The sequence below is a fragment of the Pseudomonas sp. NPDC089743 genome (assembly GCF_044748785.1).
GTDB lineage: Bacteria > Pseudomonadota > Gammaproteobacteria > Pseudomonadales > Pseudomonadaceae > Aquipseudomonas > Aquipseudomonas putida_X.
In genome coordinates this window covers 334,125-349,527 of sequence record NZ_JBIVGS010000005.1, presented here as the reverse complement: position 1 = coordinate 349,527, position 15,403 = coordinate 334,125, and the positions used below count along the sequence as shown (strand labels likewise).

At 62.9% G+C, this 15,403-nt stretch carries 12 protein-coding genes; 4 read left to right on the top strand and 8 right to left on the bottom strand.

The window, feature by feature from the left end; genetic code table 11:
- The first annotated feature begins 65 nt into the window (after nt 1-65).
- Nucleotides 66-1,145: a patatin-like phospholipase family protein gene (locus ACIPZC_RS12550; protein WP_241803265.1), complete on the top strand. Its 1,080-nt coding sequence runs from the start codon at nt 66-68 to the stop codon at nt 1,143-1,145.
- A 51-nt stretch (nt 1,146-1,196) separates the two neighbouring features.
- Nucleotides 1,197-1,553, top strand: coding sequence for a 6-carboxytetrahydropterin synthase QueD (queD, locus tag ACIPZC_RS12545; protein WP_012313684.1), 357 nt, complete (start codon nt 1,197-1,199; stop codon nt 1,551-1,553).
- Between the two features lie 27 nt (nt 1,554-1,580).
- Here the strand turns inward: queD and ACIPZC_RS12540 are convergent, their stop codons facing one another.
- Both ACIPZC_RS12540 and ACIPZC_RS12535 read right to left on the bottom strand, forming a co-directional pair.
- A complete protein-coding gene (locus ACIPZC_RS12540) occupies nt 1,581-2,339 on the bottom strand; it encodes a hypothetical protein (RefSeq protein ID WP_400627204.1) in 759 nt (252 codons plus the stop codon).
- A gap of 70 nt (nt 2,340-2,409) precedes the next feature.
- On the bottom strand, nt 2,410-2,877 hold the full coding sequence (locus tag ACIPZC_RS12535) for a DUF1289 domain-containing protein (protein ID WP_241803263.1): 468 nt from the start codon (nt 2,875-2,877) through the stop codon (nt 2,410-2,412).
- Nucleotides 2,878-3,282: 405 nt separating this feature from the next.
- On the opposite strand from ACIPZC_RS12535, the gene acnB reads away from it, so the two are divergent.
- Nucleotides 3,283-5,892, top strand: a complete 2,610-nt coding sequence (acnB, locus tag ACIPZC_RS12530) for a bifunctional aconitate hydratase 2/2-methylisocitrate dehydratase (RefSeq protein WP_241803405.1) — start codon at nt 3,283-3,285, stop codon at nt 5,890-5,892.
- Nucleotides 5,893-5,954: 62 nt separating this feature from the next.
- On the opposite strand, the gene prpD is transcribed toward acnB, so the two are convergent.
- The 6 genes from prpD to ACIPZC_RS12500 form a co-directional block, all read right to left on the bottom strand.
- Nucleotides 5,955-7,439 (bottom strand): 2-methylcitrate dehydratase, encoded by a 1,485-nt coding sequence (gene prpD, locus ACIPZC_RS12525; protein WP_400627202.1) that lies wholly within the window; start codon nt 7,437-7,439, stop codon nt 5,955-5,957.
- Nucleotides 7,440-7,575: 136 nt separating this feature from the next.
- Nucleotides 7,576-8,766, bottom strand: coding sequence for a 2-methylaconitate cis-trans isomerase PrpF (gene prpF, locus ACIPZC_RS12520; RefSeq protein WP_400627200.1), 1,191 nt, complete (start codon nt 8,764-8,766; stop codon nt 7,576-7,578).
- A 99-nt stretch (nt 8,767-8,865) separates the two neighbouring features.
- Nucleotides 8,866-11,454: a Fe/S-dependent 2-methylisocitrate dehydratase AcnD gene (gene acnD / locus ACIPZC_RS12515; RefSeq protein WP_400627198.1), complete on the bottom strand. Its 2,589-nt coding sequence runs from the start codon at nt 11,452-11,454 to the stop codon at nt 8,866-8,868.
- 154 nt (nt 11,455-11,608) lie between these two features.
- The gene (prpC, locus tag ACIPZC_RS12510; RefSeq protein WP_400627196.1) at nt 11,609-12,736 is read right to left on the bottom strand and encodes a 2-methylcitrate synthase; all 1,128 of its coding nucleotides are present in this window, start codon (nt 12,734-12,736) and stop codon (nt 11,609-11,611) included.
- Nucleotides 12,737-12,963: 227 nt separating this feature from the next.
- Nucleotides 12,964-13,854: a methylisocitrate lyase gene (gene prpB, locus ACIPZC_RS12505; protein ID WP_012313676.1), complete on the bottom strand. Its 891-nt coding sequence runs from the start codon at nt 13,852-13,854 to the stop codon at nt 12,964-12,966.
- An 8-nt stretch (nt 13,855-13,862) separates the two neighbouring features.
- A complete protein-coding gene (locus ACIPZC_RS12500; protein ID WP_267822524.1) occupies nt 13,863-14,567 on the bottom strand; it encodes a GntR family transcriptional regulator in 705 nt (234 codons plus the stop codon).
- 294 nt (nt 14,568-14,861) lie between these two features.
- Here ACIPZC_RS12500 and ACIPZC_RS12495 point away from each other — a divergent pair, with 294 nt between their 5' ends.
- A complete protein-coding gene (locus ACIPZC_RS12495) occupies nt 14,862-15,398 on the top strand; it encodes an ATP-dependent zinc protease (RefSeq protein ID WP_241803256.1) in 537 nt (178 codons plus the stop codon).
- The last annotated feature ends 5 nt before the right edge of the window (nt 15,399-15,403 follow it).

The following is a 15,403-nucleotide window of genomic DNA, read 5'->3' as shown; positions in this document are numbered from 1 at the left end:
ATGATAGCGCAGCGCATCGACCATGCGTTTCCTATAATGCCCGCCCGTGAATTGCGAGGCAGTCTATGAGCGCCATCCATATCAAGTACCCGGCTCTGACCTTCAAGGCCGGCAAACGTGCCCTGCAGCGCATCCGCGAGCGCGGGCTGCAGGCAGCGGATGTCGGCGTGGTGCCGGGTGCCGCTGGCGGGCCCAAGCCACTGGGGATTCAAGGCTTGGACCTGGCGCTGTTCGGCGAGTGGCTGCCATCGGCCCCTCGCCAACGGGCCTTGATTGGCGCATCGATCGGCTCCTGGCGTTTCGCCAGCGCCTGCCTTGACGACCCGGTCGCAGGCATCCGCCGCCTCGGCGAGCTGTATACCGAGCAGGACTTTGCCAAAGGTGTGACCGCGGCCCAGATCAGCCGCAGCTGCCAGCAGATGCTCGACGACCTGCTGCAAGGGCGTGATGGGCAGATCCTGGCATCACCGCACTACCGCCTGAACATCCTGGTGGTGAAGAGCCACGGCCATCTTGCCCATGACCATCGCGGCCGGTTGGGGATGGGGCTGGGCTCGGTGGTCGCCAGCAACCTGCTGGGGCGCTCCCGCCTGGCGCGGCATTTCGAACGGGTCATCCTGCACGATGAGCGTGCCACCCCGCCGCTGGATCCGCTCACAGACTTTCCCTCACGCTACCTGCCGCTGGGCCTGGGCAACCTGCGCCATGCCCTGCTCGCGTCCGGCTCGATTCCCATGGTCATGGAAGGTGTGCGCGACATCCCCGGCGCCGGTGCGGGCACCTATCGCGACGGCGGCTTGCTCGACTATCACCTCGACCTGCCTTACCGCGGCGACGACCTGGTGCTTTACCCGCATTTCACCGACAAGGTCGTGCCGGGCTGGTTCGACAAAGCCCTGCCATGGCGCAAGGGCGATGCCACACGCCTGCGCAATGTGCTGTTGGTGACGCCGTCACCGCAGTATCTGGCCGCACTGCCCTTCGGCAAGTTGCCCGATCGCAACGACTTCAAGCGCTTCATGGGCGATGCCCCCAGCCGCAAACGCTACTGGTACCAGGCCATTGCAGAAAGCCAACGGCTGGGAGACGAACTGCTGGAACTGATTGCCACCGGGCGGCTGCACGAACGCCTGCAAGCCTTGTAGCGACCATGCTGGTAGACTGCGCGCATCTTCGATACACACAGAGTTCTGACCGTGGAAATCTTCAAGGAATTTACTTTCGAATCGGCCCACCGCCTGCCCAACGTCCCTGCCGGGCACAAATGCGGCCGCCTGCATGGCCACTCGTTCAAGGTCGGCCTGCACCTGACCGGCCCGCTGGACCCGCACACCGGCTGGATCCGCGACTTTTCCGAGATCAAGGCGATCTTCAAGCCGATCTACGAGCAGCTGGACCACAACTACCTCAACGACATTCCTGGCCTGGAAAACCCCACCAGCGAAGTCATCGCCAAGTGGATCTGGGAGCAGGTCAAGCCGCTGCTGCCGGAGCTGTCCAAGGTGCGTATTCATGAAACCTGCACCAGCGGCTGCGAATACAGCGGCGATTGATGGGCGCCGCGCTACAGGGGCACGGGGTCAATCCTTGGCAACCAGCGGGCGGGGGTGAGGCGGCACGCAAGGGTTCGACACCTGCAAGCTGAACCGGCCACGCTCGCCTTGACGGTTGTTAAGGTATGCAACCCGCTCGACCCGCCGCCTCACTTGCCGACCGTCCGCGCTGTAAAGCTTCAGGTTCAAGAACAACTGCCCTTCCTGCAACCGCTGCGGGTCCAGGCCAGGGATGTGCCACAGGGGCGTTCGCCGCCCGGCGGTCAACTTGTACAGTGCCGTATCCAGATCCACAGGCGGGTCGACGGGAAGCACCACGGAGGTCCCGAAGGGGTCTCGTAACGCCAGGTTGGCTGGCTCGTCCGTGCTCACACCGGCAGCCGAGCGGGCCGGGTAAAAGCCAAGATAACCGTTGCGACTGACGTCGAGCCAGCAGTCCAGTGACGGCCAGAGGTCGGCGTTTCTGCCCTCATACGCCAGGCGGATCTCATAGACGAAGCCTGTTGCAAGCCGGTAGACACCGAACCAGAACCTGTCACAAAACACGCGCGGACGAGCCTCGGGCCCCCATAACGAGTCAATCAGGAACGATTGCAGGATTTCTTCGCCATAGTCCAGGCTGGTGATCAGCCAGCCATCGTCACCGTTCCAGTCATCGAATTCGGTCCAGAACGGCCGGGTGATGCCATCATCGTCAAACTGGGCGGCCCGCAACGGTTCATCCAGCAATTGCCAGCGGCATGCCGCGGTAAAACACAGCAGCGGTTCAAAATACAGCTCAGCCATCATCCCTACTCCGTACGCTCGTCAAAAACGCACAATGGCGCCCTTTCAAGGCATGGGGCAGGTAGAAGGCTTACCTCAGTTCGGCACGCAGGAACCCAGGCGCGATGTAGCGCTGGTAATGCGCCTCGGACAGCAAAAAGAATTCCCGATCGATGGCATCGCGCAACTGCGGCAGCTCCCAGTCACGAAACTCGGGCAGCAACGCCATCCCGTACGCTTCCAGGTCGCGAATCAGGCGGGCACCGCGGGCAATCAGCTGATACGCCCAGCAGTACTCGGACTGCTGCTCGACGAAGCGTATGGCGCGCTGCTGCAGCTGCTGGCGCAGCAGGTTGGCATCGAACACCTCCAGCTTGGCCATCATCACCTGTACCAGCAACTGCTCCAGGCGCAGCAAAACGGCACGCTTCTGATCGTCGTCGTACGCGTTCCAGTGGATGACTTCGTGATGGAAACGCTTGCAGCCACGGCACACCGTGTCTCCATACACCGTGGAGCAAAGGCCGACGCAAGGGGTCTTGATGGACTGGTTGGGCATGGAAAAACAACGGCTTGGCGGTGGAACACAGGCCCATGTTAGCCCTTTGTCTAACCAGGGTCACTCGTTAAAGTCACGCTCGCCGCCTTACCTTCTGCGACAATTTGCCGTAGAATCATCCCGCCTTTTCAAGGCAACAATGTCCGTTGGAAGCTGTTTTCAAAGCGTCACGAGCACAGTTGATCCGGTAGAACGGCGTTGGCCCGGGCCATGCACCCCCCGCATGCCCGTGCCAGCCCTCATCAGCCCCCGTTCTGCAGGCGTAAAACTTTGAAAGCAGCTTCTGTAAGGATTCTCTGCGACCCTGGCTGTGCGGCCCAAGAAGCCGTGATGGCGCATGGGTGCAGAGAATGCTGGATGAGCGTCCCGGACTCCCTTTAGGGACCACTGATGAGGGTAATAACTGTGCTTGAAGCCTACCGCAAACACATCGAAGAGCGTGCCGCCCTGGGTATCGTGCCCCAGCCGCTGAACGCCGAACAAACTGCAGGCCTGGTCGAGCTGCTGAAAAACCCGCCGGCCGGCGAAGAAGCCTTCCTCGTAGACCTGATCACCCACCGCGTTCCACCAGGAGTCGACGAGGCTGCCTACGTCAAGGCTGCGTTCCTGTCTGCCGTGGCCAAGGGTGAAGCCACCTCGCCACTGATCGACCGCAAGCACGCCACCGAGCTGCTGGGCACCATGCAAGGTGGCTACAACATCGAAACGCTGGTCGCGCTGCTGGATGACGCCGAACTGGGCGCCGTCGCGGCCGAAAAGCTCAAGCACACCCTGCTGATGTTCGATGCCTTCCACGACGTGGCCGAAAAAGCCAAGGCGGGCAATGCGCACGCCAAGGCCGTGCTGGAATCCTGGGCTGCCGGCGAGTGGTTCACCTCGCGTCCGGCCATCGCCGATAAGTACACCCTGACCGTGTTCAAGGTGCCCGGCGAAACCAACACCGACGACCTGTCCCCTGCCCCGGACGCCTGGTCGCGCCCTGACATCCCGCTGCACGCCCTGGCCATGCTGAAAATGGCCCGCGACGGCATCGAGCCGCAGCAGCCTGGCTCGGTCGGCCCGCTGGCACAGATCGAAGCCGTCAAGGCCAAGGGTTTCCCGGTCGCCTACGTCGGTGACGTGGTCGGTACCGGCTCTTCGCGTAAATCCGCCACCAACTCGGTGCTGTGGTTCTTCGGCGACGACATTCCGTACGTACCGAACAAGCGCGCCGGTGGCTTCTGCTTCGGCACCAAGATCGCCCCGATCTTCTACAACACCATGGAAGACGCCGGCGCCCTGCCGATCGAATTCGACTGCACCAACCTGGCCATGGGCGACGTCATCGACGTTTACCCCTACAAAGGTGAAGTACGCCGTCACGACAGCGACGAGCTGGTCACCAGCTTCGAGCTGAAAACCGAAGTACTGCTGGATGAAGTCCGCGCTGGCGGCCGCATCCCGCTGATCGTCGGCCGTGGCCTGACCGAAAAAGCCCGCGCCGAACTGGGCCTGGGTGCATCCGACCTGTTCAAGAAGCCAGAGCAGCCTGCCGATTCCGGCAAGGGCTTCACCCTGGCCCAGAAAATGGTCGGCCGTGCGTGCGGCCTGCCGGAAGGCCAGGGCGTGCGCCCAGGTGCTTACTGCGAGCCGAAGATGACCACCGTCGGCTCCCAGGACACCACTGGCCCGATGACCCGCGACGAGCTGAAAGACCTGGCGTGCCTGGGCTTCTCCGCTGACCTGGTGATGCAGTCGTTCTGCCACACCGCGGCCTATCCGAAGCCGATCGACGTCACCACCCACCACACCCTGCCAGACTTCATCCGCACCCGTGGCGGCGTGTCGCTGCGCCCAGGCGACGGCATCATCCATAGCTGGCTGAACCGCATGCTGATGCCTGATACCGTCGGTACCGGTGGCGACTCGCACACCCGCTTCCCGATCGGCATCTCGTTCCCGGCCGGTTCCGGCCTGGTGGCTTTCGCCGCCGCTACCGGCGTCATGCCGCTGGACATGCCAGAGTCGATCCTGGTGCGCTTCAAGGGCAAACTGCAACCAGGCATCACCCTGCGTGACCTGGTACACGCCATCCCTTACTACGCCATCCAGCAGGGCCTGCTGACCGTTGAGAAGAAAGGCAAGAAAAACGCCTTCTCCGGCCGCATCCTGGAAATCGAAGGCCTGGACGAACTGACCGTCGAGCAAGCGTTCGAGCTGTCCGACGCCTCGGCCGAGCGTTCCGCTGCCGGCTGCACCATCAAGCTGCCAGAGAAGGCCATCGCCGAGTACCTGCAGTCGAACATCACCCTGCTGCGCTGGATGATCGGCGAAGGCTACGGCGATGCCCGCACCCTGGAGCGTCGCGCCCAGGCGATGGAAGCCTGGCTGGCCAAGCCTGAGCTGCTGTCGGCTGACGCCGATGCCGAATACGCCGAAATCATCGAAATCGACCTGGCCGACGTCAAGGAGCCTGTGCTCTGCGCGCCGAACGACCCGGACGACGCCCGCCTGCTGTCGTCGGTACAGGGCGAGAAGATCGACGAAGTGTTCATCGGTTCGTGCATGACCAACATTGGCCACTTCCGCGCTGCCGGTAAGCTGCTGGAGAAGGTCAAGGGCGGTATTCCGACCCGTCTGTGGCTGGCTCCGCCGACCAAGATGGACGCTCACCAGCTGACCGAAGAAGGCTACTACGGCATCTACGGCAAGGCCGGTGCGCGCATGGAAATGCCAGGCTGCTCGCTGTGCATGGGCAACCAGGCACGTGTGCAGACCGGTTCGACCGTGGTTTCCACTTCGACCCGTAACTTCCCGAACCGCCTGGGCGACGCCACCAACGTCTACCTGGCATCGGCCGAGCTGGCTGCTGTCGCATCGATCATCGGCAAACTGCCGACCGTCGAGGAGTACATGCAGTACGCGAAAGACATCGACAGCATGGCTGCCGACGTTTACCGCTACCTGAGCTTCGACCAGATCGCAGAGTTCCGCGAAGCTGCGGCCAACGCCAAGATCCCGGTTGTTCAAGCCTAATCAGCTGTAAGCCACAAAAAAACCCGGCATTCATGCCGGGTTTTTTATTGCCCTTGCTCGCCTCAAATCACGAACAAATCCACGAACCGGTGGACCGCCGTGCCCTCCAGCCGCTGTTGATCGCCACACAGCGCGAAAATCTCCAGGCAACGCTGACGCGAAAACCGCGTCGCCAAGTTGTCCCTGAACTTGGCCTCCAGCAAGGGGATGCCCTCCCCGCGTCGGCGCCGGTGCCCGACCGGGTACTCCACCACTACCTGTTCGGTACTGCTGCCATCCTTGAAGAACACCTGCAAGCCATTGGCGATCGAGCGCTTGTCCGGCTCCAGGTATTCGCGGCTGAAACGAGGGTCCTCGACCACTTCCATCTTTTCCCGTAGACGGTCGATGCTCGGATGGGCAGCGTGGAAAGCATCCTCGTAATGCTCGGCCACCAGATGACCGAAGATGAGCGGCACCGCCACCATGTACTGCAGGCAGTGGTCGCGATCGGCAGCATTGGCCAGCGGGCCGACCTTGGAGATGATGCGAATGGCCGATTCCTGGGTGGTGATGACGATACGGTCGACTTCGTGCAGGCGGTTACGCACTTGCGGATGCAGGCTGACTGCCGCTTCACAGGCGGTCTGGGCGTGGAACTCGGCCGGGAAACTGACCTTGAACAACACGTTTTCCATCACGTAACTGGCCAACGCCTGCGGTACGCGGAGCGCCTGCTGGGCAGAAGGCTTGAGCGCCAGGTCCTTGTTGGTGTGGCTGAACGACACGTCGTAAAAACCCCACTGCGGCGCAGTCAGCACACCAGGCACACCCATCTCGCCCCGCAGCGCGATATCGGCCAGGCGCACGCCCCGGCTGGACGCATCGCCGGCAGCCCACGACTTGCGCGAGCCGGCATTGGGTGCATGGCGGTAGGTGCGCAGCGCCTGGCCATCGACGAAGGCATGAGACAGGGCCGAGAGCAGTTGTTCACGGTTGGCACCCATCAGCTTGGCGCACACGGCCGTGGACGCCACCTTGACCAGCAGCACGTGGTCCAGCCCGACACGATTGAAGGCGTTCTCCAGGGCCAGCACACCTTGAATCTCATGGGCCATGACCATGGCCTCAAGCACTGCGCGCATCAGCAGCGGGCTTTCACCCCTGGCCACCTGCTTTTGCGACAGGTGATCAGCTACCGCAAGGATCCCCCCGAGGTTATCGGAAGGGTGGGCCCACTCGGCGGCAAGCCAGGTATCGTTGTAGTCCAGCCAGCGCACGGTGCAGCCGATATCCCAGGCGGCCTTGACCGGGTCGAGCCGGTGACTGGTGCCGGGCACCCGGGCGCCATTGGGTACCACCGTACCCTCCACCAGCGGGCCGAGGTGCTTGGTGCACTCTGGAAAGCGCAGGGCCAACAGGCCACAGCCCAGGGTGTCCATCAGGCAGTTGCGTGCGGTGTCCAGCGCTTCGGAGGACTCGACGCGGTAGCTAAGAACGTAATCGGCAAGGGTTTGCAGCACCCCGTCATAGTCAGGGCGCTCGTTCAGGTCTACGTTGGCGCTCATTTGCAGCTCCTTTGATTGGGGCTGCTACGCCACCCGGCGCCGGCAATGCGGCTCCCACAAGGTCGATGCAGGAACCGGCTTGCCGGCGCTGGACCGCGTAGCGGCCTTGCTGATTCAAAGCCAAGCGCCAAGTGCGTCAGAAGCTGTCGCCAGGCACCCTCACCCAGCCTTCCATCAATACACGGGCACTACGACTCATGATTGCCTTGGTCACCGTCCACTCGCCCTCCACCTGGCTGGCCTGAGCCCCGACCCGCAAGGTGCCGGAGGGATGGCCGAAGCGCACAGCACTGCGCTCGCCCCCGCCAGCAGCGAGGTTGACCAGCGTACCTGGAATGGCAGCAGCGGTACCGATGGCCACCGCAGCAGTACCCATCATCGCGTGGTGCAACTTGCCCATGGAAAGTGCACGCACCAGCAGGTCGATGTCAGCCGCCTCGACAGCCTTGCCACTGGAGGCAGTGTAGGTGCTTGGCGGTGCAATGAAAGCCACCTTCGGTGTGTGCTGACGCCCGGCCGCCTGGTCGACACGCTCGATCAGCCCCATGCGCACGGCGCCATGGGCACGGATCGCCTCGAAACGCGCCAACGCCTGCGCATCACCATTGATCGCATCCTGCAGTTCGGTGCCGGCATAACCGATGTCGGCGGCATTGAGGAAAATGGTCGGGATACCGGCGTTGATCAAGGTGGCTTTGAAGGTACCGATACCGGGCACCTCCAGTTCATCCACCAGGTTGCCGGTAGGGAACATCGCACCGCCGCCCTCGCCCTCATCGGCCGCCGGATCAAGGAATTCCAGTTGCACCTCGGCGGCCGGGAACGTCACGCCGTCGAGTTCGAAGTCGCCCGTTTCCTGCACCTCGCCTTCGGTGATCGGCACATGAGCGATGATGGTCTTGCCGATATTGGCCTGCCAGATACGCACGGTGGCCACGCCATTGCGCGGGATGCGCGACGGCTCGACCAAGCCGCTGCTGATGGCGAACGATCCGACAGCAGCAGATAGGTTGCCGCAGTTGCCGCTCCAGTCGACGAAGGCCTTGTCGATGGCGATCTGGCCGAACAGGTAGTCGACGTCATGGTCGGGCTGGGTGCTTTGCGACAGGATCACGGTTTTGCTGGTGCTTGAGGTAGCGCCGCCCATGCCATCGATCTGCTTGGCGTAGGGGTCAGGGCTGCCGATGACCCGCAGCAGCAGTGCGTCACGGGCCGGCCCTGGGGCTTGCGCTCGCTCAGGGAGGTCCTGCAGGCGGAAGAACACGCCTTTGCTGGTGCCGCCACGAATGTAGGTGGCGGGGATCTTGATTTGCGGTACGTGTGCCATGGCTGTGCTGTCCTGTCTGAATATGCAATAACCCTTGGCGCCTGTTCTGCAGCCCATCACCGGCTTACCGGCGACGGGCGCATGACAGGCGCCGACTACTCAGGCCGATGCCTCGAGGAAGTCCTGGGCGAAGCGCTGCAGTACCCCGCCCGCCTCGTAGATAGACACCTCTTCGGCAGTATCGAGCCGGCAGGTCACCGGCACTTCGAGCCGTTCGCCATTGCTGCGCGTTATCACCAGCGTCAAGGTTGCACGCGGCTTGCGCTCACCTGCCACGTCATAGGTCTCGCTGCCATCCAGGCCCAGGGTCTTGCGGTCGGTGCCCGGCAGAAACTCGAGCGGCAACACGCCCATGCCCACCAGGTTGGTGCGGTGGATGCGCTCGAAGCCCTCGGCAACGATCGCCTCGACTCCGGCGAGCCGCACACCCTTGGCCGCCCAGTCGCGGGACGAGCCTTGGCCGTAGTCGGCACCGGCGACGATGATCAGCGGCTGCTTGCGCTGCATGTAGGTTTCGATGGCTTCCCACATGCGAATTACTTTGCCCTCCGGCTCGAGGCGCGCCAGCGAACCCTGCTGCACGCTGCCATCGGCCTTGCGCACCATCTCGTTGAACAGCTTGGGGTTGGCGAAGGTGGCACGCTGCGCCGTCAGGTGGTCGCCGCGGTGGGTGGCGTAGGAGTTGAAGTCCTCCTCCGGCAGGCCCATTTTGGCCAGGTATTCACCCGCTGCGCTGTCGAGCAGGATGGCATTGGAAGGTGACAGGTGATCGGTGGTGATGTTGTCCGGCAGCACCGCCAACGCACGCATGCCGCGCAACGTGCGCTCACCGGCCAAGGCGCCTTCCCAGTAAGGCGGGCGGCGGATGTAGGTGCTTGTCGGACGCCACTGGTAAAGCGGCGCCACTTTCGGCCCTCGGTCTTGCTCGATAGCGAACATCGGGATGTACACCTTGCGGAACTGCTCCGGCTTGACCGCAGCGCGCACTACCACGTCGATCTCTTCGTCGCTCGGCCAGATGTCCTTGAGGCGGATTTCCTGACCATCGACCACGCCCAGCACATCTTTCTCGATGTCGAAGCGAATCGTGCCGGCAATGGCATAGGCCACTACCAGCGGCGGCGAGGCCAGAAATGCCTGCTTGGCGTACGGGTGGATGCGTCCATCGAAGTTGCGGTTGCCCGAGAGCACCGCCGTCGCATAAAGGTCACGGTCGATGATTTCCTGCTGGATCACCGGGTCCAACGCACCGGACATGCCGTTGCAGGTGGTACAGGCGAAGGCGACGATACCGAAGCCCAATTGCTCCAGCTCCTTCTCCAGCCCCGCTTCCTCCAGGTACAGCTGCACGGCCTTGGAGCCTGGGGCGAGCGACGACTTGACCCACGGCTTGCGCGCCAGGCCGAGCTTGTTGGCATTGCGCGCCAGCAGGCCGGCGGCGATCACGTTGCGCGGGTTGCTGGTGTTGGTGCAGCTGGTGATCGCAGCGATGATCACTGCGCCGTCAGGCATCTGCCCCGGCACCTCGTCCCAGGCACCGGCGATACCCTTGGCCGCCAGGTCGCTGGTGGCAACCCGGGCATGCGGGTTGGACGGCCCGGCCATGTTGCGCACCACGCTCGACAGGTCGAAGCTCAGCACGCGTTCGTACTCGGCGTTGGCCAGGGCGTCAGCCCACAAGCCCGCGGCTTTGGCGTAGGTCTCCACCAACTTGACCTGCTGATCTTCACGGCCGGTCAGTTTCAGGTAGTCGATGGTCTGCTGGTCGATGGCGAACATTGCAGCGGTTGCACCGTATTCCGGCGCCATGTTGGAGATGGTCGCACGGTCGCCGAGCGTCAGGGCGCGTGCACCTTCGCCGTAGAACTCGAGGTAGGCGCCAACCACCCTCTGCTTGCGCAGGAACTCGGTCAAGGCCAGCACCAGGTCGGTAGCGGTGATAGTGGCTGCCAGCTTGCCGCTGAGCTCCACGCCGACGATTTCCGGCAGGCGCATCCACGAGGCGCGGCCCAGCATGACGTTTTCGGCTTCAAGGCCGCCAACGCCGATGGCGATCACGCCCAGGGCGTCGACATGCGGGGTATGGCTGTCGGTGCCCACGCAAGTGTCCGGGTAGGCCACACCGCCATCGCTGTGGACAACCGGCGACATTTTCTCCAGGTTGATCTGGTGCATGATGCCGTTACCGGGCTGGATCACATCGACGTTCTTGAACGCCTTCTTGGTCCAGTTGATGAAGTGGAAGCGGTCTTCGTTGCGACGGTCTTCGATGGCGCGGTTCTTGTCAAAGGCCTGCGGGTCGAAGCCACCGCACTCGACGGCCAGCGAATGGTCGACGATCAGTTGCACCGGCACGACCGGGTTGACCGCCGCCGGGTCGCCCCCCTTCTCGGCGATGGCGTCGCGCAGGCCGGCGAGGTCGACCAGCGCGGTCTGGCCGAGGATGTCGTGGCACACCACGCGGGCCGGGAACCACGGGAAGTCGAGATCGCGCCTGCGTTCGATCAGCTGGCCGAGCGAGGCATCCAGGCTTGCAGGGTCGCAGCGGCGCACCAGGTTTTCGGCGAGCACCCGCGAGGTGTAAGGCAGGTTGTCGTAGGCACCCGGCTTGATGGCCTCGACCGCGGCACGGGCGTCGAAATAGTCCAGGTCCGTGCCTGGCAGGTTTTTGCGGTATGCGGTGTTCATAGAATTATCAGGCTCGGTCACGTTACGGTCGTGGATACACGCACAGGCGCTGCAGTCATCATGGGAGCGGGGTTGCCGGCGATCGGGCCGGATCAGGCGGCGCCTTCATCGCCGGCAAGCCGGCTCCCACAGGTTCGCTACAGGGCCTGCTGTTTCAGCGCTGCTCGATCGGCACGAACGGGCGCTGCTCGACACCGACATACTCGGCGCTCGGGCGGATGATGCGGTTGTTGGCGCGCTGTTCGAACACGTGCGCGGCCCAGCCGGTCAGGCGCGAGCAGACAAAGATCGGGGTGAACAGCTTGGTCGGGATGCCCATGAAGTGGTACGCCGATGCATGGTAGAAATCGGCGTTGGGGAACAGACGTTTCTGCTCCCACATGGTCTTGTCGATGGCTTCGGAGACCGGGAACAGCACCTTGTCACCGACGGCATCGGCCAGTTGCTTCGACCACCCCTTGATCACCTCGTTGCGCGGGTCGGACTCTTTATAGATGGCATGGCCGAAGCCCATGATCTTGTCCTTGCGCTCGAGCATGCGCAGCAACTCTGAGGTAGCTTCCTGGGGATTCTGGAAGCGCTCGATCAGCTCCATCGCCGCCTCGTTGGCGCCGCCGTGCAGTGGGCCGCGCAGTGAGCCGATGGCTGCCGTCACGCAGGAGTACAGGTCCGACAGCGTCGAGGCGCAGACCCGGGCGGTGAAGGTCGATGCGTTGAACTCGTGCTCTGCATACAGGATCAGCGAAACGTTCATTACCTTGACGTGCAACTCGCTCGGCTTCTTGCCATGCAACAGGTGCAGGAAATGGCCGCCAAGGGTGTCCTCATCGCTCGTGCAGTCGATACGTACGCCATGGTGGGTGAAGCGGTACCAGTAGCACATCACCGCCGGGAACAGTGCCAGCAGGCGATCGGTCTTGTCCCGCTGGGCGTCGAAGGTCAATTCGGGTTCCAGCGTACCCAGCACCGAACAGCCGGTGCGCATGACGTCCATCGGGTGGGCGTCGCGCGGGATGCGCTCGAGTACTTCTTTGAGTGCCTGCGGCAGGTCGCGCAGGCCCTTGAGCTTGTGTTTGTAATCGGCAAGTTCTGCTTCGCTGGGCAACTCACCGTATAGCAGCAGGTACGCCACTTCTTCGAATTCGGCGCCTGCTGCCAGGTCGCGCACATCATAGCCCCGGTAGGTCAGGCCGGCCCCGGCCTGGCCTACGGTCGACAGTGCGGTCTGACCGGCCACCTGGCCACGCAGGCCTGCGCCGCTGAGTACTTTTGCTTCGGCCATGGTGTTTCTCCTTTCTTGAACTTGTTATGGATATCGTTCTGGCTGATTCAGGCTGCCTGTACCGGCCTCATCGCCGGCAAGCCGGCTCCCACAGTCAACTGTGCAAGCCTCTGTATTGGTGCTGTACCTGTGTGCAAGCTCCTAGCTTGGTGCTGACCTGTGTGCAAGCTCCTGGCAGGCGCTGTACCTGTGGGAGCCGGCTTGCCAACGATGAGGCCAGCATGGGCTCAGCCTTTCTTCTGGGCAAACAGCGCATCGAGGCTTTGCTCGAACGCGTGGTAGCCAATGGCATCGTAGAGCTCCATGCGGGTCTGCATGGTGTCGATCACATTCTTCTGCGTGCCGTCGCGACGCAGTGCGGTGTAGACATTTTCGGCGGCCTTGTTCATGGCGCGGAACGCCGACAACGGGTACAGCACCAACGACACGTCCACCCCAGCCAGCTCCTGGGTGGTGAACAGCGGCGTGGCACCGAACTCGGTGATATTGGCCAGGATCGGCGCCTTCACCCGGTCGGCAAAGGTCTTGTACATCTGCAGTTCGGTAATGGCCTCAGGGAAGATCATGTCGGCTCCGGCCTCGATGCAGGCGGCAGCACGGTCCAGCGCTGCGTTCAGGCCTTCCACGGCCAGGGCATCGGTACGGGCCATGATCACGAAGCTGTCATCGGTACGGGCATCGACCGCAGCCTTGATGCGGTCGACCATCTCCTGCTGGGAGACGATCTCTTTGTTCGGCCTATGGCCGCAGCGTTTGGCGCCTACCTGATCTTCGATATGAATGGCGGCAGCACCGAACTTGCTCATCGAACGCACGGTGCGCGCAACGTTGAAGGCCGAGGCGCCAAAGCCGGTGTCGACATCTACCAGCAATGGCAGGTCGCACACGTCGGTGATGCGCCGCACATCGGTCAGCACGTCATCCAGGCCGGTAATGCCCAGGTCCGGCAAGCCCAGCGAACCCGCGGCGACACCCCCACCGGACAGGTAGATGGCCTTGAAGCCGGCGCGCTTGGCCAGCAGCGCATGGTTGGCGTTGATGGCACCGACCACCTGCAGAGGATGTTCGGCGGCAACGGCATCGCGAAAACGCTGACCAGGGGTGCTCTTCACAGTCATTTCTCACCTCAAAGGCTGTTGTTGTTGGCGTCCAGGTAGTGACGCTCGATGTTGCGTTTGGACGCGCCGATGTGGCGGCGCATCAGGAGTTCGGCAAGCTCGCCGTCACGGTCGGCGATGGCATCGAGAATGCGGTGGTGTTCGGCAAAAGCCTGGCGCGGGCGGTTGGGCGTGGCGGAAAACTGGATGCGGTACATGCGCACCAACTGGTACAGCTCGCCGCAGAGCATCTTGACCAGGGTCTGGTTGCCACTGCCCTGGATGATCCGGTAATGGAAGTCGTAATCGCCTTCCTGCTGGTAATAGCCCAGCCCCGCCTGGAACGCTGCGTCGCGCTCGTGGGTGTCCAACACCCGGCGCAGCTCATCGATTTCGCCCTGGCTCATGCGCTCGGCGGCCAGGCGGCATGCCATGCCCTCGAGCGACTCACGGATTTCGTACAGCTCGATCAGTTCGGCATGGCTGAGCGATACCACACGCGCCCCCACATGCGGCACCCGCACCAACAGGCGCTGGCCCTCCAGGCGATGGATGGCCTCACGCAGCGGGCCCCGGCTGATGCCATAGGTTCGCGCGAGCTCCGGCTCGGAGATCTTGCTGCCTGGGGCAATTTCCCCGCTGACGATCGCAGCCTGGATGCGCCGAAAAACGTTCTCGGACAAGGTTTCCGTTTCATCCGACATCGATGGGCTGGGGGTCATGAGGTCCAGCATATTGTTGACACCTTGGTAAGCTCTTGCACAGAAACTAACGAAACAAGCTCAAGCAGTCAAAGCAAAAATGAATATTGTCGACAATCTTCCAGGCCCGAACTTAGTGAGTGATGGCGTTGTCAGATCGCGACGCGCTGGCGCCAAGGCCTCGGCGTGATAGAATGCCGCGCCTCCAACGGAGTATGGATAGCGTTTCTGTCATCCATTCATGTTGTTGACAGATGAACCGAGGAAGCTTGCGCAGTACCTGCCAGTCGCCTTGCCCCGAACCCAGCACAGCACCGCGCCAGGACTATGAGACTTACACCCGTTTTATTGCTGTTATGCCTCACCCTGCTACCGGCCCTTGGCCAGGCGGCGGGCAAGACCGTGTACGGTCTTAATGAATATGCCCGCCTTGGCGAACTCGACCTGGAAGTGGCCGCCAAACTCGACACCGGCGCCAAGACCGCGTCACTGAGTGCCCGCGACATCAAGCGTTTCAAGCGCAACGGCGAAAGCTGGGTGCGTTTCTACCTGGCCATTGACGCCGCCCATTCGCATCCCATCGAACGCCCGTTGGCGCGCGTCAGCAAGATCAAGCGCCGCGCAGGCGACTATGATGCCGAATCGGGCAAGGCCTATACCGCCCGCCCGGTCATCGAACTCGAAATCTGCATGGGCCAGGCCCTTCGCACCATCGAAGTCAACCTCACCGACCGTAGCGCGTTCCAGTTCCCGCTGCTGATCGGTTCCGAGGCGCTCAAGCACTTCGACGCGCTGGTCGACCCAAGCCTTAAATACGCGGCCGGCAAACCTGCCTGTGCCACCGACGCTCCCAAAGCAGAGTAATCCCG